The sequence below is a fragment of the Tepidiforma sp. genome, from assembly GCF_026419595.1.
In the GTDB taxonomy this organism is placed as follows: domain Bacteria; phylum Chloroflexota; class Dehalococcoidia; order Tepidiformales; family Tepidiformaceae; genus Tepidiforma.
Genome location: NZ_JANZZD010000012.1, coordinates 15,682 through 37,452, shown reverse-complemented (window position 1 = coordinate 37,452; position 21,771 = coordinate 15,682). Strand labels below are relative to the sequence as shown.

Here is a 21,771-nt window from a genome sequence, read left to right as displayed (position 1 = left end):
ATCAGGCCGAGCGCCGCAGCCCCTCCCACCGCACGACGTTCTTCCCCGTCCGCTTCGCGAACAGCAGCAGGTCGTCCGCCCGCCGCAGCACGTCGTCCAGCGATTCGCCCGGCTCCCGCACCGCGCACCCGATGGAGACCGACGACGGCGTGTCCCGTTCTACCGCCCGCCGAAGCCGCTCGGCCACCTGCAGCGCCTGCTCGAGGTCCGCGCCGGGCATGGCGACAACGAACTCCTCGCCGCCGTACCGCGCCAGCAGGTCGCCCTCGCGGATGTTCGCCCGCAGCACCCGCGCCACCCGCTCCAGCACCGCGTCGCCGTGCAGGTGGCCGTGCTCGTCGTTCAGCCGCTTGAAGTCGTCGATGTCCATCATCAGCAGCGCGTACCGGAAGTCGCCCGCCGCCCGCTGCTCCAGCTGCGCGAGGAAGTGCCGCCGGTTCGGCAGCCCCGTCAGCGGGTCCGTCTCCGCCTGCACCCGCGCCTGCCGCTCTGCCTCCCGCCAGCCCGCTCCCACCTTGTGCGCCAGCGACGCCATCGTCGCCCCGATCAGCAGCATCGTCGCCTGGTCGACCGTGAAGAACCCCTCGCCGTGCCGCCAGGTCACCACGCCCTGCGCCGCGCCCAGGTTCGCGAGGATGAACGCCGCCGTCCGGGCATACTCCCGCCCGTGCATCCGCCGCGCATACCCGACCAGCGCGTACAGGTAGACCGCCCAGAACGGCGAGCCCGGGTCGTTCAGAATCACCCACGCCGAGGAGACGCAGCTCACATCGAGCAGCGGGATGAGCGCCTCAATCCACCCGACTGGCCGGTGCGTCGCCCGCCGCCGCACCACGTACGCCACCCGGAAGATGTGGTAGGCCGCAATCCACGCCACCGCCGCCCGGCTCGCCGCCGAGTCGTCCCCGAACCACCCCAGCAGCTCCCCCGCCACGAAGAAGCCCGCGATGACGCCCTGCAGCGCCATCACGTGCAGGTCCTGGCGTGCCCGCTCTTCGGCAGGCACCTGCGGGAGCGCTGGGTCGGTCGAACCCATCAGACGCTCTCCCCGTTTCACCTTCTACCCGGAAGTTCGGCGCCCCCCGCCTCTGCCGTGAGTGGCGAATCCGTGACGCGAGGGGAACGAAGCCTCCAGCATCGCGCCGGTCCGCCGATAATCTCACGCCCGCGTCAGCGTTCCGGCCCGGCTTCCGCCCCCCACGCCCGGTCGAGCGCCTCCGCCAGGTGGAGCACCTCCGCCCCGATGCCCGCTTCCCGGACCGCCGCGAGGTACTGCAGGTGGCAGCCCGGGTTCCCGGTCACGATGACGTCCGGCCGCGCCGCCGCGAACGCCTCCGCCTTCCGCCGCCGCAGCTCGGCCGACATCCCCGGCTGCACGAGCCCGTAGAGCCCGGCCGCCCCGCAGCAGGTGTCCGCGCCCTCCGTCTCGACCAGTTCGCAGCCTGCCGCCGCCAGCAGCGCGCGCGGCTCCCGCCGGACGCCCTGCACGTGCGCGAGGTGGCAGGCATCCTGGTACGCCGCCCGCGTCCGCCAGGCTCCCCGCGGCAGCCCCGGCCGGGCCGCGAGCCACTCCGAAAGGTCCCGCACCCGCGCCGCGAACGCGGCCGCCCGCTCTGCCCAGCCCGGCTCGCCCGCCAGCAGCTGCGGGTACTCCTTCATCGCCGCCCCGCAGCCGGCGGAGTTCACGACGATCGCCCCCTCCGCGCCTTCGAACGCCGCGATGTTCGCCTTCGCCAGCCGCCGCGCGAACGCGAGGTCGCCCTCGTGCGCGTGGAGCGCCCCGCAGCATCCCTGCGCCGCCGGCGCTCCGACCCGCGCGCCGGCCCGCGCCAGCACGCGCACCGTCGCCCGGTGCGCCCCTCCGAACAGCTCCCGCATCACGCACCCGGCGAAGAACTGCACCGGCTCGCCAGCCGCCGGGCCGGCCGCCGCTTCTTCGAGCCGGAACGGCGGCCCCTGGTTCGAAGGCAGCTGCCGCGCCAGCGTCCGCAGCCGCCCGGGCAGCACCCGCTCGGCGAGCCCCCGCAGCCGCCACCCGGCGAACCGCCGCGCCGGCGCCAGCGCCGCCCCCAGCACCCGCGGCCGCGCGACCACCTGCCGCAGCGCCAGCCGCCGCACGCGCAGCCCGGCCCGGCCCGCTGCCGGCCGCGCCTGCACCTGCGCCCGCGCATGCTCCTGGATGCGCCCGTACGGCACCCCGCTCGGGCAGACCGCCTCGCACGCCCGGCACTGGAGGCAGAGCGACCAGTGCGACTGGATCGCCGGCGTCAGCTCAGCCCGCCCGTCCTCGATCAGCCGCGCCATCTGGATGCGCCCGCGCGGCGATTCCGTCTCCAGTCCCGTCACGAGGTACGTCGGGCACGCCGTCAGGCAGAGCCCGCAATGCACGCACCGCGCGAGGTCGGCCGGCGCCGGCGCTTCCGCCGGGTCCGGCCAGCGCGCCCCTGCCTTCGCCTCAGATGCCACCGATGAACCTCCCCCGGCTGAACCGGCCTTCCGGGTCGAACGCTGCCTTCGCCGCCCGCAGCAGGTCGAAGCCGTCCGGCGGCTCGCCCCACGGGTCGACGTCGGCCCGGTACCGGTCCGGCATCCGCTCGACGACCGCGAACCCGCCCGCGGGCCGCACCAGCCGGCGCACCTCCTCCACGATGCCCCGCAGCTCCCGCGAGGCGACTCCCTCCTGCCGCCGCGCGGCCGCCCGCACCATCCCCCCCAGCGGCCGCACCACCAGCAGCCCGGGCCGCGCCCGCTGCAGCGCCGCTGCCGCCCGGCCGAGCAGCGACCACGGCGCCGTCACCCGCACCGAGAGCACGTCTTCCTCCCGGAACCCTCCGTCGCGCAGCTGTTCGAACCGGCCCGGCGGCCACGGCCGGGCCTCCCGCCCGCCCAGAACCCGCTCCGCCGCCGGGAGGGCCGCCGGGCTCAGCCGGGCCGCCAGCCAAATCCCCCTTCCGTCGTCGACGATGTCCAGCACCTCCGGCCACGCCCCCGCCGCCGTCAGCCGCGCCGCAAGGTCGAGCCCCGTCGCGATGTCTCCCACCTGCCATTCGACGTCGACCGTCTCGCGCACGGGCCACGTCCGCAGCGTCGCCGCCGCGATGATGCCGAGGCTCCCGAACGACCCGCAGAGCAGCCGCGAAAGGTCGTACCCCGCCACGTTCTTCACCACCCGGCCTCCCGCCCGCACGACCTCACCGTCCGCCCGGACGAACATCAGCCCCAGCACCTGGTCCCGCGGCGCCCCGTACCGCCCCCGCTGCGGCCCCGCCATCGCCGCCGCCAGCGTTCCCCCGATCGTCGCCCGCGAAGCCAGCGGCGGGTCCAGCTTCAGCTCCTGCCCCTGCGCCCGCAGCACGGCGTTCGCCGCCTCGACCGTCATCCCGGCCGGCACCGTCGCCGTCAGATCGTCCGGCTGGTGCTCGACCGCCCCGCCCAGCGCGTTGCGCACGTCGACCAGCCGGAACGGTCCCGCCGGCGCATAGCCGAGGTCGAGCACGGTCCCGCCCCCGACCGGCACGAGCGTCTCCCGGCTCCCCCGCACCAGCGCCACCAGCTCCGCGAGGCTCCCCGGCTGCTCCACGCTGACCGGCGCCGCGCCCGCCACGAAGCCGCCCGCCTCAGACATACGCATCCGGCCCTGCCGCCCGCACGGCGGCCGCGTGCGACCCCATCTCCCCGCAGCCGGTGCCGCCCGGGAACACTTTGCACGGATTGAACAGCCCGCTGTCCGCGCCGAACACCTCCCGCAGCCGCGCCATCGTCGCGAGGTCCTCCTCGCCGAACAGCCACGGCATGAACTCCCGCTTCTCCGCCCCGATGCCGTGCTCGCCGCTCAGCGTCCCGCCTTCCTCCACGCACACCCGCATGATCTCGGCTGCCGTCGCCAGCACCCGCTCCCCCGCCCCCGGCTCCCGCTCGTCGAACAGGATCAGCGGGTGCAGGTTCCCGTCTCCTGCGTGGAACACGTTCGCGATCCGCAGCCCCGACCGCGCCGAGATCGCCGCCACCCGCTCCATCACCGCCGCCAGCCGCGACCGCGGCACCACCCCGTCGACGATGTAGTAGTTCGGCGCGAGCCGCCCCAGCGCCGGGATCGCCCCCTTCCGCCCCTTCCAGAGCAGCGCCCGCTCCTCCTCGTTCGCCGCCACCCGCACCTCCGACGCGCCCCGCTCGAGGCATTCCGCCCGCACGCGCGCCGCGTCGGCCTGGACTTCGCCCTCCAGTCCATCGAGCTCGACCAGCAGCACTGCCCCGGCGCCCTCCGGATACCCCACCCGGAAGCCCGCCTCGACGGCTTCGATGCACAGCCGGTCCATCATCTCCATCGCCGACGGGATGATGCCGCGCGCGATGATGCTCGAAACCGCCTCGCACGCCTGCCCCACCGTCGGGAACGCCGCGAGCAGCGTCACCACCGCCGGCGGCACCGGCAGCAGCCGTACGGCGACCTTCGTGGCGATGCCCAGCGTCCCCTCGCTTCCGATGAACGCCCCCCGCAGGTCGAACCCGAACGGGTCTGGCGCCCGGCCGCCGAGCCAGCGGATATCGCCGGCCGCCGTCACGACCTCGATACCGAGCACGAAGTTTTGCGTCACCCCCAGCGCGAGGCAGTGCGGCCCGCCGGCGTTCTCCGCCACGTTCCCGCCGATGGTGCACGCCGCCTGCGAACTCGGGTCCGGCGGGTAGAACAACCCGTACCGCGCCGCCTGCCGCGAAAGCTCGAGGTTCGCCACCCCCGGCTCCACCACCGCCACCCGGTCGTTCGGGTCGATCTCGAGGATGCGCCGCATCCGCGCCGTCGAAATCACGACGCCCCGCCGCAGCGGCACCGCGCCCCCGCTCAGCCCCGTCCCCGCGCCGCGGGGCGTGACCGGCACGCCGAGCTCCCGGCACGCCCGCACCGCCGCCCGCACCTCCTCCGCGGTCGACGGCAGCACCACCGCGTGCGGCACTGACCGCTCCACCGTCCCGTCGAACTCGTACGCCGCGAGGTCCTCCGGCCGCCACACCACCGCCCCGTCCCCGACCGCCCGGCGCAGCGCCGCAAGCAGCTCACGTCTCGTCGTCATCGCCGGCCTCAGCCGATGCGCGGCACGCCCGGCACAGCCCGAACACCGCGAAGTGGTGCATGTCGGCCTCGAACCCCAGCTCGCGCAGCAGCCGCTCCTCCAGCGGCCGGAAGTACTCCGGCCCGATTTCGTCCACATGCCCGCAGGCCGAGCAGATCAGGTGATGGTGCGGCGCCTCCGGCGCCCATTCGAACAGCACGTCGCCCGACCCCATGTCCGTCGAGGTCACCAGCCGCATCCGCTTCAGGACGTCCAGCGTCCGGTACACCGTGCTCAGGTCGACGTACGGGTGCACCTTGTGCACCTCTTCCGCAATCTCCGCCGCGCTCATGTGCCGCCCGCCGTGCCGCAGCGCCTGCACGATGAGGAGGCGCTGCGGCGTCAGCCGGTACCCGGCCCGCCGGAGCGTCTCCGCGATGTCGTTCTCACAGCTCACGTCCGCAGTCTACGGCCGCCTCCGCCCCCGCGCATGCCTGCCGAAACCTGCCCATGCCGCCGAACTTCATCCCATGCCGTCCCTCGAAGACCTCGACGCCGCATGGGTCGCAGCCGCCCGCCAGCGGGCCGCCGCCGGCGCCTGGGAGCGCGATCCCGGCGAGGTCTTCGCCGCGCTCGCCGATGCGCCGCGGGCGCCGCGCCGCGCCGGCACACCGGTCTGCCCGTCCTGTCCCGGCCGCCCGCCGCTGACCCCCTACCGCCGCGCCGGGAGCCCGTCAGCCCCGCCCATCCAGTGCTGCGATGCCTGTCACGGCGCCTGGGTGCCCGATGCCGCCCTCGCCGCCGGCCTCGATCTCGCCGAGCTGCCCGTCAGCGCGCCCGGCCGCGACGCCGGCACCCCGACCGAGGCCGACACATCCGCAGGCCGCCCCTGCCCCTCCTGCGCCCGCCCGATGGAGCCGATCCCTGCCGGCCCGGCCGTGCTCGACCGCTGCCCGGCCTGCCGCGCTGCCTGGTTCGATACTGGCGAGCTCGTCCGCGTCTTCGGTATCCCGCCCGCGCCGCCCGGCCTCCCCGGCGGCGATGCCGGTCCTGCCGACGCGCCCGCCGTCGCCGCCTGGCAGCTCGCGCTCGACCTCGCGATGAGCCTGCTCCTGCCGCGCGGCTTCCGCTGGCTCCGCGGCCGCTAGGCCGCGCCCTCCTCGGCCGTTTCCTCGGCGGTGCGCTCGACCAGCACGCGGACGCCGCTCGCTTCTGCCAGCTCCCGCGCCCCGGCCGTGATCGCGTACCCGAATACCGCGCCCTCGGTCCCCGGCCAGACCCGCCCGAGCAGCGCCGCCCGCCGCGCCGCCCGCTCCACGTCCCCGCGGTCGACGACCTTCGATGCCTCGACCACGACCACCCGCTCGCTCCCCTCCCCGCGGCGCGGCGTCGCCCGCACCACGACGTCCGCCCGCAGCACGTCCTGGTACTCGTCTTCGCTCAGTACCCCCGCTTCGATCGCCGCGTCGACCTCAGCATCCTCCGAGACGATGATTTTCCTCACCTTCCGATAGGGCCTTCCGAGGTACTTCCCGGGTTCGTGCGAGAGCCGGTCCTCGATTTGCCCGCCAGTCAGGTTCCCGAGCTCGCCTTCCACCCGAGCCAGCCGCTTCTCGATAGAGTCCAGCCGCGCTTCGACCCGCTCGAACCGCTGGTCCACCTGCTCGAACCGCTGGTCCACTTGCTCGAACCGCTGGTCCACCTGCTCGAACCGCTGGTCCACCTGCTCGAACCGCTGGTTCATGTCGGTGCGCAGTCCCTCGACCTTGACGTCGGCCGCTTCGAACCGCTGGATCATGTCGGTGCGCAGTCCCTCGACCTTGGCGTCGGCCGCTTCGAACCGCTGGTTCATGTCGGTGCGCAGCGCATCGATCTTCGCGTCAGTCGCCTCGAACCGCCGGTCCATTTCGTTCCGAAGGGCCTCGAACTTGCCCGTCATGTCGTTGAAGCGCGTGTTCGTAGTCCGCTCGACTTCGGCGATGTGCGCACGCGTTTCGGCCGCGAAGGCCGCGATCTCGGCGGCCATCCGCTCGATCGCCCGGTCCACCCGCTCCCAGTCCGCCGCTACGATGATCTCCCGCGCACGCTCCCGCAGCTCCGGATCCTTCCGGAGCAGCTCGAGGAACTCCTCGACCGTGGCCCGCGTCACGTCCATCGCCCCCATCATAGCAGCCCGCCATGCCCCGCCCCGCGTCCCTGCCGCGAGGATCCGCTTGAACGTGTACACGTACGGCGCCCGCTCCCCGAGCTCAGCCAGCAGCCGCTCCCGGTACCGCGCGAGGTACGCCGCGCAAAGTTCCGGACCCAGCCGCCGCTCGTAGTCCGTCAGCAGCGTCCCTCGCACCCACTCCGCGACGTCCATCGTCGAGGCCAGCCGGTGCACGTACACCTGCAGCCGCACGTGCACCCGTTCGAACCCCAGCCCGTCGAGCAGCTCCGCGTACCGCTCCGGCGCCAGCACCGGCCACTCCCGCACGTACCCCCCGAGCGCCGTCGCGAACGGCTCCTCCCGCGCCACCTCGTGCGCGACCGTGTGCGAGGGGTGGTCGGCGTTCGCCGGCACCTGGAACGCCAGCTGCCCGCCGGGCGCGACCCAGCCCGCGATGCGCGCCAGCAGCCGCTCGTGGTCCGGCAGCCACTGCAGCGCCGCGTTCGAAAACACGAGGTCGAACGGCGCCCCCGGCGCGAACCCGGCGATGTCTGCCAGCTCGAACCGAAGCCCGCCGCCGGCGAACGCGGCCGCCCGCGCCAGCATCGCCGGCGAACTGTCGATGCCCAGCGTCTCCGCGGCCCGCGACCGCTCGTGAAGCGCCCGCGTCAGCTCGCCCGTCCCGCAGCCGAGGTCGATGACGCGCCCGCCGGGCACCGGCCGCGTCAGCTCCAGCAGGTCGAAGAACGGCTGGCTCCGCTCATCGCGGAACCGTTCGTACTGGTCCGGGTTCCAGTCGGCGCTCACAGGGCACCCCCGCGCGTGCGTGCCCTTTCCGCTCCCTGCGCGCCCCGCGACTCCCTCGCCGGGCCGTTGGGCCCGGGGCGCCCATCCAGTCTACCCCGCCCTACTTGATGACGCCCGCCGCCCGCAGCTCCCCGATCTGGTCAGCGCTCAGCCCGATCCACCGCGCCAGCACGTCGTCCGTGTCGCCCCCGTGCTCCGGCATCGGCTTCCCCACCACCGTCGGCGTCTTCGAAAGGTGGACCGGCGAATTCGGCAGTTTCAGCGAACCCGGCAGCCCGTAAGGCAGCGGGATCTCCACGAGCATCCCCCGCGCCGCCACGTGCGGGTCCTCGAACAGGTCCGCGATGCTGTTCACCTTCCCGATCGAGCACACGTCCGCCGGTTCCAGCACCGCGAACCATTCGTCCGTCGTCTTCTCCCGGAGCGCCGCGTTGAGCTCCCGCTCAAGCTCCTCCACGTGCTCCAGCCGCCCCCGGTTCGTCCCGAACCGCTCGTCGACCGCGAGGTCGTCCCGCCCGATGAGCGCGCAGAACAGCTCCCATTCCTTCACGTTCGCGATGACGATCCAGCCGTCCTTCGTCTCGAACGGCCCGAAGGGCGCCACCAGCGGGTGCCGGCTCCCCTGCCGCGTCGGCGCCTCCCCGAACGCCGAGTGCCGCACGATGGCGTTCTCGCACAGCGCCATCTGCGCCTCCATCAGCGCCACATCGAGCAGCTGTCCCTCGCCGGTGACGTCCCGCGCCCGCAGCGCGGCGAGGATGCCCAGCGCGAGGTACAGCCCGCCCACCATGTCACCGATACTCACGCCCACCCGGAGCGGCGGCCCGTCGCGGTAGCCGTTCAGGCTCATCGTGCCGCCCATCGCCTGCGCCACCGCGTCCACCGCCGGCAGTCGGCTGTACGGCCCCGTCTGCCCGAACCCGCTCAGCGCCGCGTAGATGAGCCGCGGGTTCACCTCCCGCAGCGCGTCGTGCCCCAGCCCCAGCCGGTCCATCGTCCCCGGCCGGAAGTTCTCCACCAGCACGTCCGCTTCGCCCGCCAGCCGCCGGATGAGCTCCTTCCCCGCCTCCGTCTTCAGGTCGACCGCGATCCCCTTCTTCCCCCGGTTCGGGCTGAAGAAGAACGTCGAAATCCCCTCGTAGTACGGCCCGAACCCCCGCTCCTTCTCGTGTGTCTGCGGGTGTTCCACCTTCACCACCTCCGCCCCCATATCGGCGAGCTGCATCGTCGCGAACGGCCCCGCCAGCGCCCACGTGAAGTCCAGCACCCGGATGCCTTCCAGCGGCCCCCGCACCCCGCTCACCTCCCTTCGAACCGGGGCGGCCGCTTCTCCGCGAACGCCCGCCCGCCTTCCGCCGCGTCCCGCGTTTTCATGATTTCGGCGTACAGCCGCGCCTCCAGCCGCATCCCCTCGCGGAAGGGCAGCTCCCAGCCGCCTTCGTACGCCGCCCGCTTCATCGCCTGCAGCGCCAGCGGCGCGTTCTCGCACAGCTTCGCGGCCCAGCCCATCGCGAACTCCAGCAGCTCGCCCTGCGGCACGACCCGGTTCACCAGCCCGTACCGCAGCGCATCCTCCGCGCTGATCCGCTCGGCGAACAGGATCATCTCCATCGCAATCCCGAACGGGATGTACCGCGCCAGCCGCTGCGTCTGCCCGCCGCCCGCCACGATGCCCCGCTTCGCCGCCATCGTCCCGAACGTCGCGTTCGGGCTCGCCACCCGCACGTCGCAGCCCAGCGCCAGCGCGAGCCCCGCCGCGAGGCAGTGCCCGTTGATCGCCGCGATCACCGGCTTCCAGGTCCCTTCCGGCGTCAGCCGGCCGCCGCCCCGCTGCTGACTCCAGTCGTTCGCCTCATCCTCCGCGCTCTTCACGAGGTCGCGCCCCGCGCAAAACGCCTTCTCCCCTGCGCCCGTCACCACCGCCACCAGCAGCTCATCGTCCCGCTCGAACTCGTCCCACGCCTCGCCCAGCTGGCGGTACATCTCGGGGTCGATGCTGTTCATCGCCTCCGGGCGGTCGAGCGTAATCAGGAAGGTGCGCTGGCGGCGTTCCGTGCGGACTGGCATGCCGCCGATCCTACGCCCCCGGCGCCGTCCGTTCCTCCCCTGCACCGACGGGAGCCTCGCCTTCGCCGAGCGCCGCCAGCACCCGCGCCTTCGACGCCACGAACGCCGGCTCCGTAACGATGCCCGGCTCCCGCGGCCGCGCGAACGGCGCAGCCACCTCGTCCACGATCCGCCCCGGCCGCGGCGACATCACCACCACCCGGTCCGCCAGCACGAGCGCCTCCTCGACGTCGTGCGTCACCAGCAGCACCGTCCGCGGTTCGATCGCCAGCACGCCCTGCAGCCACGCGTGCATCCCCCGCCGCGTGATCGCATCCAGCGCCCCGAACGGCTCATCGAGCAGCAGCACCCGCGACGGCACGAGGAACGTCCGCAGCAGCGCCAGCCGCTGCCGCATCCCGCCGCTCATCTGCGCTGGCCACGCCTGCTCGAACCCCTCCAGCCCGAACACCCCGAACAGCGCCCGCGCGCGCGCCCGCGCCTCCTGCCGCGGCACCCCTCGCACCTCGAGCCCGAGCGCCGCATTCGCGAGCGCCCGCCGCCACGGCAGCAGCAGGTCCTTCTGCGGCATGTAGGCCACGAGGCCCGGCCGCCCGGCCGCCGATACCCCGCCCACCTCCGCGATGCCGCCGGTGGGGACGAGCAGCCCGGCCAGCACCCGCAGGAGGGTGCTCTTGCCGCAGCCGCTCGGCCCCACCAGCGCGACGAACTCCCCGTCGCCGACCTCGAGGTCGACGCCGTCCACCGCCCGCACCTCCCGCCCCTTCTGGCGGAAGGTGTGCTCCAGCCCCTCGACCCGGATCGCCGGCGCGTTCATCGCCCGATTATCGCTTCGGCAGGAACTCGTTCGTGAACGCCGCGTCCACGTCGATCTCCTTGTCGATGAGCCCCGCCCGCCGCAGGTACTCGGTGAACGTCACCCACACCTCGCGGTCCTGCAGCCCCCACGGCCGGCCCGGGTCCACGTAGCGCGTCGAGAGGTACACCGCGCTCACCTCCAGCAGCCGCCGGTCCGACTCCGGCGCGCCCTTCATGATGGCGTCAGCCGCCGCCTGCGGGTCCTGCATCGCCACCTCGTAGCCGCGCACCGTCGCCTCCATGAACTTCCGCACCACGTCCGGCTTCTCCTTGATGAGCTGCTCGCTCGTCACGAGCAGCGGCGTGTACCAGTCCGGGATGCAGTTCGTGTAGTCGATGAACTTCAGGCTCCCCACGTCCTTCTTCTCGACTTCCCGCGCCCGCAGCACGTCCCAGAACTCGAACACCCAGACGAAGTCGAACCGGTTCGACTCCATCCCCGCCAGGTAGTCGACGTTGCCGACCTCCACGAACTTCACCTTCGAAGGGTCGCCGCCGTCGCACTTCACCAGCTCCGAAATCAGCTGCCGCTCCAGCACGCCGCCGAAGCCGCCATAGGTCTTCCCCTCGAGGTCGCGCGGCCGCGTGATGCCCTCGCTCTTCAGGAAATACAGCGACGAGTCGTTGTGCTGGATGAGCGCGGCGAGCGCCACCACCGGCACCCCCTCCGCGCGCGCCGGGATCACCTCTTCCTGCGCCATGATCCCGAAGTCCGCCTTCCCTGCAGCCAGCACCTGTGCCGTGCCGCCGGCCGCCGGCTCGATGATCTTCACGTCGAGCCCGGCCTCCCGGTACCACCCGCGCTCCAGCGCGATGTACACCCCGCTGTGGTAGGTGTTCGGGGTCCAGTTCAGCATGAACGTCACGGGCGTCAGCCCGCCGCCGTCATCATCGTCGTCCCCGCCGCAGGCGCTCAGCAGCGCGCCCGCGAACAGCGCGGCGGCAAGGCCCGCCGCGAGCAAGAACCAGCGTTTCATTTCGTCTCCTCCTCTGTTCTGACGTACATCCACGGCGTCGCCAGCCGCGCCAGCACGTGCACCGCCGCGAACAGCAGCATGCTCAGCAGCGCGATCAGCACCACCGCGACGAACACCCGGTCCACCCGGAACGACGTCTGCGCCCGGGTGATGTAGAGCCCCAGCCCGGAGCTCGCGCCGATCCACTCCCCGACCACCGCCCCGCCGACCGCGTACGCGGCCGCAATCTTCAGCCCCGAGAAAAACGCCGGCAGCGCCGCCGGCACCGCGATGTACCGCAGCACCTGCAGCCGGTTCGCCCCCATCGACCGCACCAGCCCCACCATCTCCCGGTCGGCGTGCATCAGCCCGTCGGCCGTCGCCACCGCCACCGGGAAGAACCCCCACAGCGCCACCACCACCACCTTCGGCGTCATCCCGAAGCCGAACCAGACGATCAGGAGCGGCGCCAGGACCACCATCGGGATCGTCTGCGACACCACCAGCAGCGGCATCAGCACCCGCCGCACCAGCGGAATGCCCGCCACCAGCACCGCGATCGTCACCCCGGCCGCCGCCCCGAACCCAAGCCCCAGCACCGCCTCCGCCAGCGTCGTCCGGATGTGCTCCGGCAGCAGGTCCTTCGTCTCCCAGAAGCCCTGCCAGATGCGCGACGGCGCCGGCAGGATGTACGGCCGCGTGTCGAAGACGCGGACCCACGCCTCCCACCCCGCCACCAGCAGCGCCAGCAGCACCGCCGACGGCCCGTACGCGGAGGCGAACCGCCCCGCGCCCCGCGCCGCCGCCAGCAGCGCCGTCACGACCCGCCGTCCCGGAACTTCGCCGTCAGCGAAGCCATCGTCGGCGGGTTCGGGAGCCGGCTCTGCGAAAACTTCACGAACGTGAGCACGCTCTCTGCCCCGGCCGCGAGGCACGCTTCGTGCGCCTCGCGAACGACGCGCCACACCTCATCCGGCTCGCCCTCGAACGTCGTCCCCAGGGCGGAGACCTCGTAGTTCAGCCCCGAAGCCTGGATCACGCGGATCGCCGCCTCGACGAACGAGTACGGCGCCCCAGGCTCCCCCGCGGGACGCGGCAGGCATTCGATTTCGACGATCATGCAGCGGCTCCTCTCCGCTGCCCGGTCCGAAAGGGTGCCCGCTCCCGGCTCCGCTTCCCTGCTGCACCGCAAACGAAAACGGAGCCCGGGAAAGCCGGACTCCGTGCCTCCTGCGCATCCGCGCGGTGCTCGGCCTCCGTTTCGCTTTCCCTACGCACGTCCGAACGTGGTCAGGTTCAAGGGGTCTGATCTCAGCCCGTTCCCGGGCACCCCCAGCGAACACGAACAGCGCGTCTTGAATTGTCACCTGCAAGCCTAGCCCCGCCGTGCCCGCCCCGCAACCCCCGTTCCCCGTCTCCCGTTCCCCAACCTGTCACCTGCCCGTTCCCCCGCGTTACCCCCTGTCGACCGCCTCCCGCCTGTTCACCGCCGATAATCCAACCGACAACCATTCGCCGGGCCCGGCGAACGAAAGGCCCTCGTTGAACCGCATCTGGCGCCGCTGGATTCGCCCCCGCCTCGCCGCACCCCCCGGCGAACCCCGCCGCGTGACCGCCGCCCGCCGCGCCGCCATCGCCCTCGGTCTCATCCTCCTCGCCGGCGAATTTGCCGTCGCGCTCCAGTACTCCGGCACCGTTGGCGCGGTGCTCATCGCCTCTACCGCCGGCCTCGCCGCCTTCGTCTACCGCGGCCTCCAGGCGCTCGCCACCGCCTCCATCCAGGCCGAAGACCCCGACGCCCACCGCCACCTCGTCGACCCCGAGACGCACCTCCCCAACCGGCAGCAGCTCATCGATACCCTCGCCCGCGATATCGCCCGCGCCGAGCGCTACCGCCACCCCATCACCCTCGCCGTCGTCCGCATCGCCCAGTACGACGACATCAGGACCGCCTGGGGTGCCGGCACCGCCCGCCACGCCGTCGAACACGTCGCCGAGACGCTCACCCGCGTCACCCGCGCCAGCGACTTCGTCGCCCGCCTCGACGAGACCCGCTTCGCCGTCATCCTCCTCCAGTGCACCGGCGCCCAGGCCGCCGCCTATTCAGACCGCGTCACCCTCGCCGTCTCCAACCGCCCCGTCCGCTCTAGCGCCCACCTCAAGGTACCCCTCTACGTCGGCGTCGAAGTCACCGCCCTCGAATACGATGCCGCGCGCTTCCGCGGCCCCCTCGAATTCCTCTCCCAGGCCGGCGGCGACCTCATCCTCCAGGCCGTCCGCCCGCCGCGTGCCCAGCGCGCCGCCCTCGCCCACGACCCCCGCGCCATGCGCCAGCAGCTCGTCCGCGACTACTACCCCGACGGCGAAGTGAAAGACTTCGCCGAGGCGTACCGGGAAGCCCGCTCCCGCAACCGCCACGCTGGCTGAAACCGCCCGCGCCGCATCGCCGCAAGCAAAAAACGGGGGAGCCATCGCGGCTCCCCCGTTGCCGTCCATCCGAGCGGCGTAGTCCGGGGCCTCAGCCCTGCTTCTGCGCCGCCTTCTCCGCGAGGTAGGCCTTCAGCGTCTGGCCCGTCCGCCACATCGGCTCCGCGCCCTCGAGGCTGCAGATCTTCTCCCAGTTCGCCTGGACCCACTCGGCGTCCTTCAGCTCGCCCAGCCCCGGCTGGATGCCCGGCCCCTTCACGATCGATGCCCGGTTGAAGTTGCCCGCGCCCGCCTCGATGATCAGGCCGCTGTCCTGGCACTCCTTCGAAACCATGTAGACGACCGCCGGGACCACGTACTCCGGCTTCAGCCGCTCCACCATCTCCGGCGGCATCACCGTCTGCGTCAGCCGCGTGCCCGCCACCGGCGCGATCGTGTTCACCGTCACGTTGTACTTCGCGCCTTCCTGCTTCAGCACGTTCATCAGGCCGAGCATCGCCGTCTTCGCCGCGCCGTAGTTCGCCTGGCCGAACTGCCCGTAGATGCCCGACGACGACGTCGTCAGCACCACCCGGCCGTAGGCCTGCTGCCGGAACACCGGCCACGCATGCCGCAGCACCGAGAACGAGCCCTTCACGTGCACCGCGAAGACCTTGTCCCAGTCGTCCTCGCTCATGTTGTGGAACGCCACGTCCCGCAGGATGCCCGCGTTGCAGATCACGATGTCGAGGCGCCCGAAGTTGTCCAGCGCCGTCTTCACGATGTTGTAGCCGCCCTCGTAGGTCGCCACGCTGTCGAAGTTCGGCACCGCCTGCCCGCCCGCCGCGATGATCTCATCGCACACCTTCCGCGCCGGCGCCGCATCCGCGCCCTGGCCGTGCGGGTCGCCGCCGAGGTCGTTCACCACCACCTTCGCGCCGCGCCGCGCGAGGTCCAGCGCGTACGCCCGGCCCAGCCCGGCACCCGCGCCGGTCACGACCGCGACCTGACCTTCGAACGAAATAGCCATCGAAATCCTCTCAGTTCATGCAGGTTTTCGGGCGCAGCGGCCAGCAGCAGGGGCAGCCCCGGCCCGTCTCAACCGCGCAGGTTACCAGCATTCGGCCCTTCGTACCCGGCCGGCAGCGCCGGCGCCCGGTCCACCATCTGCGCGAACCACGCCTCCGTGCTCGCCACCCGCCACGCCAGCACGTCGTCCCCGCCGGCTTCGAACCCTTCCAGCACCGCCTGCACCGCCTCGCCATCGAACACATCCCGCCGCTTCGCCGCCGCCTCGAGGTGCCGCAGGATCCAGCCTCGCAGCGGCCCCCGCGCCCAGCTCCGCTGCGGCGGCGCGTACGCCAGCTTGTCCCGCCGCTTCAGCACCGCGTCCGGCACGATCCCCTCCATCGCCCGCCGCAGGATCGCCTTCGTCGTCGCGCCCTCCAGCAGCCATTCCGGCCGCAGCCCCGCGCAGAACTCCGCCAGCCGGTGGTCCAGGAACGGCAGCCGCACCTCCCGGCTGAACGCCATGCTGTTCCGGTCCGCATACCGCAGGAACTCCGGCAGCTGCGTCGTCAGCTGCCACCGCACCAGCTCGTTCCGCAGCCGGTCCCGGAACGGCGCGATCGTCGCCGCGTGCGCCGGCGCGTACCGGTCGTGCACCTCCCGCGCGAGGATCGCGCCCGAGCCGAAGTACCGCTCCGCCAGCCGGTCCCGCAGCCGCATCGGCAGCAGGTAGTACGCCCCGAACACCGCCGGCTCCCGCAGCGACCCGTACCGGCGCCACGAACTCCACAGCAGCCGCGCCGCCCGGTCCAGCCGCCCCGTCCGCAGCCAGTGCGCGAAGAACATCCCCAGCGCCTGCGTATACCCGCCGAGCAGCTCGTCCGCCCCCTGCCCGTCGAGCAGGACCGTCGTCCCGTGCTCCCGCGCCAGCCGCATCACCATCCACTGCGCGAACGGGCTCGTGCTCGCGATCGGCTCCTCCTGGTGGTACTGCAGCGCCGCGAACTCCGCTTCGAACGCCTCCGGCGCCACCCACGTGTCGTGCCGCCGCGCCTCGCACCGCGCCGTCACGAGGTCGATGAACCGCCCCTCGTCGTGCGCCGCCGAGGCGAACCGCGCGCTGAACGTGTGCTGCTCCCCGAGGCCTGCCGCCTCCTTCTGCGCGTGGATCGCGCACACGATGCTCGAGGAGTCGATGCCCCCGCTCAGCGAACTCCCGACCGGCACGTCGCTCCGCAGCCGTAGCCGCACCGCATCGAAGAAGAGCGCCCGGAACGCCTCCACCGCCTCCTCGTGCCGCCGCGGCGTCTCCGCCGCCCGCGGCCGCCAGTACCGCTTCGGCGTCCCCCGTCCCGCTGCATCCAGCACCAGGAAATGCCCCGCCGGCAGGCTTTCGATGCTCGCGTAGAAGCTCTCCGCGTCCTGGTCCAGGTCCCCCCGCGCGATGTACCGGTAGACCGCCTTCAGGTTCGGCTCCCGCAGGCCCGGCCGCGCCGCCAGGATCGCTTTCATCTCGCTCGCGAACAGCAGCTCCCGCCCCTGCCGCGCCAGGTAGAGCGGCTTCTCGCCGAACCGGTCGCGCGCCAGCACCAGCTCCCGCCGCCGCTCGTCCCAGATGGCGCACGCGAACATCCCGTTCAGCCGCGCGAACGCCCCCGTCCGCCACTCCGCGAACGCCCGCAGCAGCACCTCCGTATCCCCCTGCGACCGGAACCGGTGCCCCAGCCCCTCCAGCTCCCGCCGCAGCTCCACGTAGTTGTAGATCTCCCCGTTGAAGACCAGCACCAGCCCCGCCGCCTCGTCCGCGAACGGCTGATCCGAGGCGTGGCTCAGGTCGATGATGGCCAGCCGCGTGTGCCCGAAGCCGATTCCGGGCCCGAAATAGCTCCCCTCGCCGTCCGGCCCCCGGTGGCGCAGCGCCGCCGCCATCGCGAGCACGTCCTCGCGCGGCACTTCGCCTCCGCCGGCAACCAGCATGCCGGCAATCCCGCACATCCCGGGCGGCCTCCATCGCGCCGTGCCCCGCACCCGGCGCTCTCCTGATTTGGCCGAATGGTAACAGCCTTTACTTTTAGGTGAAGTTCGCGGCCCATGAATGAAATCCGCAGCACCCTTCCCCGGCGTATACTCCAGCCGATGCCCGGGAACATGTGGGACGACGCCGAAGAACCGGAGGACCTCGACCTCCGCATCCTCCGCGTCGCCGCCGCCCCGCTCGAAAGCCAGCCCGGCGCCCTCCGCATCCGCCTCGAAACCACCCGCGGCACCATCGACGGCATCCTCCATCCCGTCGAAGGCGGCACCGCCGCCCTCGTCTGCGTCGGCGGCGCGATGGGCGGCCTCGACGGCCCCGCCGATCGCCTCTACGCGCGCCTGCCCGCCCTCCTCGAAGCCGCCCGCGTCACCGTCCTCCGCCTCGACTACCGCCAGCCGAACGTCTTCGAGGAATGTGTCCTCGACGTCCTCGCCGGCTGCTCCTTCCTCCGCGGCATCGGCGCGGAAGAACTCGCCCTCGTCGGCCACAGCTTCGGCGGCGCCGTCGTCATCAAAGCCGCCGAGCTCCACCCCGCCGTCCGCGGCGTCGTCGCCATGTCGCCCCAGCTCTACGGCACCGCCGACGTCGAAACCCTCGGCCGGCCCCTCCTCCTCATCCACGGCATGGCCGATTCCGTCCTCTCCCACGAAGCCAGCGAGGACATCTACCGCCGCGCCAGCGAACCGAAGCGCATCGCCCTCTACGCCGAGGCCGGCCATTCCCTCATCCAGGCCCGCGACGACATCGACCGCCTCCTCGCCGAATGGCTCCCGCCCGCCCTCGCCGGGGCCCCCCTCGAAGGCGGCCGCGAAGAACGCGGTATGCTCTAGCCCGACAGCACCTGCCCCGAAGGGAGGCCACCATGCGCACCCCGGCCGATGTCGTCACCGCCTTCATCGCGGAATGGCAGAACCCCAACCCCGACCCCGCCCACCTCGCGTCCTACTTCACCGACGACGCCGTCTACCACAACATCCCCGCCGCTCCCGTCACCGGCCCGCAGGCGATCGCCGCCGTCTTCCAGGGCTTCCTCGCCCAGGTCAAACCCCGCGGCTGGGAGATCCTCCGCCAGGTCGCCGACGGCAACCTCGTGATGAACGAGCGCATCGACCGCTTCGCCATCGGCGAACGCGTCATCGAACTCCCCGTCGCCGGCGCCTTTGAAGTCCGCGGCGACCGCATCTGCGCCTGGCGCGACTACTTCGATATGAACACCTGGCTCAAGGCCCTCGCCGGCAGCTGATGCCCGCTACGGCTCGGTGACCACCCGCATCGGGCTCCACCGCCCGATGACCCCCTGCCCGTGGCAGCTCACCGACCGCCCGTCCTCGATGTCGATCTCCGACATCAGCCCCAGCGCCGCCGTGAACCCCGTAATCCGGTCCGGCACCCGCTCGTACCGGTCCACCACCCGGCCGTCCGCCTCGAACTCCACCGTCCCCGCCCCCTGGTCGTACGTGATCCGGTAGGCGTGCACCTGCCCCTGCGCCGTCGGCAGGTCCCGCAGCTCGTGGAAGATGCAGAATGCGCGCGCCTCCCCCGTCTCCGGCAGCTGCGCCCCCGGGAACGGCAGCCGGCCGTACACCGTCGCCACCGTGTCGCCCCCCGTGAAGAAGTCGAACGCCCACCCCGTCTCCAGGTCGAGCAGGTTCCACGAAACGTAGCCGTCGTACAGGTCGCCCGGCCGCGTCCCGATAGTCCGCGCCGCGACCTGGATTTCGAACGTAATCCGCCCGCCCTCCGGCACCAGAAACCGCTCCTTCGAGAAGTACATGTGCTTCGCGTTGTCGAGGATCTGGACCCGGTCGTGCTTCCGCGTGTACGGCACCGCCGAAACTTGCAGCCATCCGTTCCGCACCAGCACCACCGCATTCGGCTCCCGGTACTCCCACCGCGAGCCGTCCGGCAGCGCGAAGCTCCCGATCTCCCATAGCGAATCCGGCTCCAGGATGCGGTGGAACTCCCCGATGATGCGCTCCGCCATCCTGCGGCTCCTTTCGCGCGCGGCCTCAGCCGCGCAGCTCCGCGCCGAACTCCCGGCCGAGCCGCGCCAGCAGCCCCTGCCGCACCTTCAGCGCCTCCTCATCCGTCAGCGTCCGGTCATCCGCCCGGAACCACAGCCGCAGCGCCAGCGACTTCTTCCCTTCCGGCACGCCCGGCCCGCGGTACTCGTCGAACAGCTCCGCCCGCGTCGTCACGCCCTGGCTCCGGTGCGAGCGCGCCAGCTCGAGCACCGCGCCGGCCGGCACCGAAGCATCCACCACCACCGCGAGGTCCATCCGCACCGCCGGGTAGCGCGAAAGCGCCTGGTACGGCGGCCGCTCCGGCAGGTGGCGCACCAGGTCCTCCACCCACACCTCGAACAGGAACACCGGCTCCTCGATGTCGAAGGCCGCCGCCGTCTCCGGGTGCACCTGCCCGACGATGCCCGCCATCTCGCTGCCGACCCCGAACTTCGCCGTGTGGCCCGGCAGCAGCCCGTGCTCCTCCGCCGCCGTGAACGTCCCCCGCACGCCCAGCGCGCCCAGCATCGCCTCCACCGCGCCCTTCGCGTCGAAGAAGTCCAGCGCTTCGCCGCCGCCGACGTGCCACCGCCCCTCCCGGCTGCCCCCCAGCACGGCGCACAGCACCGGCCGCTCGATCGGAAGGTCGCCTTCCACCGGCAGGTATTCGAACCCGATTTCGAACAGCCGCAGCGGCCCCTCCGCCTGCCGGCGGTTCGCCGCGTACGATTCCAGCGCCGACGCCCGCAGGCTCGTCCGCAGGTAGGCGTGCTGGGCTGCTACCGGGTTCACCACCCCGAGCGGATTCCGCCGCACCGTATCCAGCGGGTCCGTGACCAGCGCCAGCTTCTCCCGCGTCGTGAGCGTGTAGTTGATCACTTCCTGGAAGCCGAGCGCCACCGCCAGGTCCCGCAGCCGCTCGCGCAGGCTCATCACCGGGTTCGCTTCCGGCGCGGGCAGCGTCCCCCGCAGCATCGTCGCCGGCAGCCGGTCGTACCCGTAGATCCGCCCGATCTCCTCCACCAGGTCGTCCGGGATCTCCACGTCCGGCCGCCACGAGGGCACCTGCACGCTGTACTTCGCCGGAGGCACGTGGTGCACGAGGAAGCCGAGGTCGCCGAGAATCCGCCGCACGTCCTCCACCGGCACCTCGATGCCCAGCACCTGCGCAATCCGCGCCGCTTCCAGCACGATCGTCCGCGGCGGCTCCTTCCCGGGGTAGACGTCCACGATGCCCGACGCAATCCGCCCGCCGCACACCGTCTCGAACAGGTGCAGCGCCCGCTGCTGCGCGTACATCGCCATCTCCGGCCCCAGCCCCTTTTCGAACCGCAGCGACGCCTCCGTCCGCAGCTTCAGCAGCGTCGACGTCCGCCGGATCGACCCCGCCCGGAAATTCGCCACCTCCAGCAGCACCCGCGTCGTCCCGTCGTTCACCTCGCTGTTGCCGCCGCCCATCACGCCCGCCACGCCGACCGGCCCTTCGCCGTCGCAGATGAGCAGCATCTCGCCGTCGAACTCCCGCTCCACGCCGTCGAGCGTCACCAGCCGCTCCCCGGGCCGCGCCCGCCGCGCCACGATCCGCTTCCCCCGCACGAGGTCGTAGTCGAACGCGTGCAGCGGCTGCCCCGTTTCGAGCATGACATAATTCGTGATGTCGACCACGTTGTTGATCGGCCGCATCCCCGCCTTCCGCAGCCGCTCCTGCATCCACGCCGGCGACGGCCCGACCGTGATCCCTTCGATGACCGATGCGGTGAACCGTCGGCACAGGTCCGGCGCCTCGATGCTGACCGAAACGAGCCCGTCGACCGCCGGCCCGCTCGCCGTGAACTCCCGCGACGGCTCCCGCAGCACCCCGCCCGTCAGCGCCGCCACCTCCCGCGCGAAGCCGACCATCCCGAGCAGGTCCGCCCGGTTCGCCCACGTCGACACCTCGAGGATCACATCGCCGAGCACGTCCGCCAGCGGCACCCCGACCGGCGTCCCCTCGGGCAGCACGAGGATCCCTTCGTGCTCGTCGCTCAGCCCGAGCTCCCGCTCGCTCAGCACCATCCCGGCCGATTCCACGCCCCGGATCGGCCGCAGCTTCAGCGTCGTCGGCTCGCCCGTGTGCCCGTCGAACAGGCGCGCGCCCTCGCTGGCGAACGCCACCGTCTGCCCCACCGCGAGGTTCGGCGCCCCGCACACCACCTGCACGGTCCGCTCGCCGGTGTCGACCGTCGCCAGCCGCAGCCGGTCCGCGTTCGGGTGCGGGTCCACCGCCACCACCTTCGCCACCCGCACGAGCGCCGGGTCCCACATCTCCCCGATCGTCCGCCACCCCTCCACCTCCGCCACCGCGTCGGTGATGCGCCGCGCCAGCTCCTCGATCGGCAGCCGCACGTCCACGTACTCCCGCAGCCAGTTCAGCGAAATCTTCATCCCCTCACCT

At 72.4% G+C, this 21,771-nt stretch carries 20 protein-coding genes and 1 riboswitch; of the genes, 4 read left to right on the top strand and 16 right to left on the bottom strand.

Annotation, left to right across the window (positions count from 1 at the left end; genetic code table 11):
• Window position 1: 1 nt before the first annotated feature.
• From N2041_RS08090 to N2041_RS08070, 5 genes are all read right to left on the bottom strand, one after another.
• The gene (locus N2041_RS08090) at window positions 2-1,036 is read right to left on the bottom strand and encodes a diguanylate cyclase (RefSeq protein WP_297677608.1); all 1,035 of its coding nucleotides are present in this window, start codon (window positions 1,034-1,036) and stop codon (window positions 2-4) included.
• Window positions 1,037-1,170: 134 nt separating this feature from the next.
• Window positions 1,171-2,466 (bottom strand): heterodisulfide reductase-related iron-sulfur binding cluster, encoded by a 1,296-nt coding sequence (locus N2041_RS08085; protein WP_297677606.1) that lies wholly within the window; start codon window positions 2,464-2,466, stop codon window positions 1,171-1,173.
• Window positions 2,456-3,625, bottom strand: coding sequence for an FAD-binding oxidoreductase (locus tag N2041_RS08080; protein ID WP_297677604.1), 1,170 nt, complete (start codon window positions 3,623-3,625; stop codon window positions 2,456-2,458). Before N2041_RS08080 ends, N2041_RS08085 begins: the two co-directional genes overlap by 11 nt.
• Complete coding sequence (locus N2041_RS08075) at window positions 3,618-5,069, bottom strand: FAD-linked oxidase C-terminal domain-containing protein (RefSeq protein WP_297677602.1); 1,452 nt, start codon at window positions 5,067-5,069, stop codon at window positions 3,618-3,620. The genes N2041_RS08080 and N2041_RS08075 overlap by 8 nt, the downstream gene beginning before the upstream one ends.
• Complete coding sequence (locus N2041_RS08070; RefSeq protein WP_297677600.1) at window positions 5,053-5,505, bottom strand: Fur family transcriptional regulator; 453 nt, start codon at window positions 5,503-5,505, stop codon at window positions 5,053-5,055. Before N2041_RS08070 ends, N2041_RS08075 begins: the two co-directional genes overlap by 17 nt.
• A 73-nt stretch (window positions 5,506-5,578) precedes the next feature.
• Here N2041_RS08070 and N2041_RS08065 point away from each other — a divergent pair, with 73 nt between their 5' ends.
• Complete coding sequence (locus N2041_RS08065; RefSeq protein WP_297677599.1) at window positions 5,579-6,196, top strand: zf-TFIIB domain-containing protein; 618 nt, start codon at window positions 5,579-5,581, stop codon at window positions 6,194-6,196.
• Here the strand turns inward: N2041_RS08065 and N2041_RS08060 are convergent.
• From N2041_RS08060 to N2041_RS08030, 7 genes are all read right to left on the bottom strand, one after another.
• On the bottom strand, window positions 6,193-8,004 hold the full coding sequence (locus N2041_RS08060) for a methyltransferase domain-containing protein (RefSeq protein WP_297677597.1): 1,812 nt from the start codon (window positions 8,002-8,004) through the stop codon (window positions 6,193-6,195). The genes N2041_RS08065 and N2041_RS08060 overlap by 4 nt on opposite strands.
• 100 nt (window positions 8,005-8,104) lie before the next feature.
• Window positions 8,105-9,298 carry a CaiB/BaiF CoA-transferase family protein gene (locus N2041_RS08055; protein WP_297677595.1) on the bottom strand — a complete coding sequence of 398 codons (1,194 nt, stop codon included), beginning with the start codon at window positions 9,296-9,298 and terminating at the stop codon, window positions 8,105-8,107.
• A gap of 5 nt (window positions 9,299-9,303) precedes the next feature.
• Window positions 9,304-10,071 carry an enoyl-CoA hydratase-related protein gene (locus N2041_RS08050; RefSeq protein ID WP_297677593.1) on the bottom strand — a complete coding sequence of 256 codons (768 nt, stop codon included), beginning with the start codon at window positions 10,069-10,071 and terminating at the stop codon, window positions 9,304-9,306.
• Window positions 10,072-10,081: 10 nt separating this feature from the next.
• Complete coding sequence (locus N2041_RS08045; protein ID WP_297677591.1) at window positions 10,082-10,888, bottom strand: ABC transporter ATP-binding protein; 807 nt, start codon at window positions 10,886-10,888, stop codon at window positions 10,082-10,084.
• A gap of 7 nt (window positions 10,889-10,895) precedes the next feature.
• On the bottom strand, window positions 10,896-11,906 hold the full coding sequence (locus N2041_RS08040) for an ABC transporter substrate-binding protein (protein ID WP_297677589.1): 1,011 nt from the start codon (window positions 11,904-11,906) through the stop codon (window positions 10,896-10,898).
• Entirely contained in the window at window positions 11,903-12,706 is an 804-nt protein-coding gene (locus tag N2041_RS08035; protein ID WP_297677587.1) for an ABC transporter permease, read from the bottom strand. Before N2041_RS08035 ends, N2041_RS08040 begins: the two co-directional genes overlap by 4 nt.
• The gene (locus tag N2041_RS08030; RefSeq protein ID WP_270055623.1) at window positions 12,703-13,005 is read right to left on the bottom strand and encodes a thiamine-binding protein; all 303 of its coding nucleotides are present in this window, start codon (window positions 13,003-13,005) and stop codon (window positions 12,703-12,705) included. Before N2041_RS08030 ends, N2041_RS08035 begins: the two co-directional genes overlap by 4 nt.
• Window positions 13,006-13,134: 129 nt before the next feature.
• Window positions 13,135-13,229: riboswitch (TPP riboswitch) on the bottom strand.
• Between the two features lie 198 nt (window positions 13,230-13,427).
• On the opposite strand from N2041_RS08030, the gene N2041_RS08025 reads away from it, so the two are divergent.
• Window positions 13,428-14,312 carry a GGDEF domain-containing protein gene (locus N2041_RS08025; protein ID WP_297677584.1) on the top strand — a complete coding sequence of 295 codons (885 nt, stop codon included), beginning with the start codon at window positions 13,428-13,430 and terminating at the stop codon, window positions 14,310-14,312.
• Window positions 14,313-14,403: 91 nt separating this feature from the next.
• Here the strand turns inward: N2041_RS08025 and N2041_RS08020 are convergent, their stop codons facing one another.
• Together N2041_RS08020 and asnB are read right to left on the bottom strand one after the other, a co-directional pair.
• Window positions 14,404-15,321: an SDR family oxidoreductase gene (locus tag N2041_RS08020; RefSeq protein WP_297677582.1), complete on the bottom strand. Its 918-nt coding sequence runs from the start codon at window positions 15,319-15,321 to the stop codon at window positions 14,404-14,406.
• Between the two features lie 68 nt (window positions 15,322-15,389).
• Window positions 15,390-17,294 (bottom strand): asparagine synthase (glutamine-hydrolyzing), encoded by a 1,905-nt coding sequence (gene asnB, locus N2041_RS08015; RefSeq protein WP_297677580.1) that lies wholly within the window; start codon window positions 17,292-17,294, stop codon window positions 15,390-15,392.
• Between the two features lie 141 nt (window positions 17,295-17,435).
• Between asnB and N2041_RS08010 the strand changes: the two genes are divergently transcribed.
• Both N2041_RS08010 and N2041_RS08005 read left to right on the top strand, forming a co-directional pair.
• Complete coding sequence (locus tag N2041_RS08010) at window positions 17,436-18,164, top strand: alpha/beta fold hydrolase (protein WP_297677578.1); 729 nt, start codon at window positions 17,436-17,438, stop codon at window positions 18,162-18,164.
• Between the two features lie 32 nt (window positions 18,165-18,196).
• Entirely contained in the window at window positions 18,197-18,577 is a 381-nt protein-coding gene (locus N2041_RS08005; protein WP_297677576.1) for a limonene-1,2-epoxide hydrolase family protein, read from the top strand.
• 6 nt (window positions 18,578-18,583) lie between these two features.
• Here N2041_RS08005 and N2041_RS08000 read toward each other — a convergent pair whose 3' ends face one another.
• Together N2041_RS08000 and pheT are read right to left on the bottom strand one after the other, a co-directional pair.
• Window positions 18,584-19,318 (bottom strand): DUF6081 family protein, encoded by a 735-nt coding sequence (locus tag N2041_RS08000; protein WP_297677575.1) that lies wholly within the window; start codon window positions 19,316-19,318, stop codon window positions 18,584-18,586.
• A 25-nt stretch (window positions 19,319-19,343) separates the two neighbouring features.
• Window positions 19,344-21,761 carry a phenylalanine--tRNA ligase subunit beta gene (gene pheT, locus N2041_RS07995; protein WP_297677573.1) on the bottom strand — a complete coding sequence of 806 codons (2,418 nt, stop codon included), beginning with the start codon at window positions 21,759-21,761 and terminating at the stop codon, window positions 19,344-19,346.
• Between the last annotated feature and the right edge of the window lie 10 nt (window positions 21,762-21,771).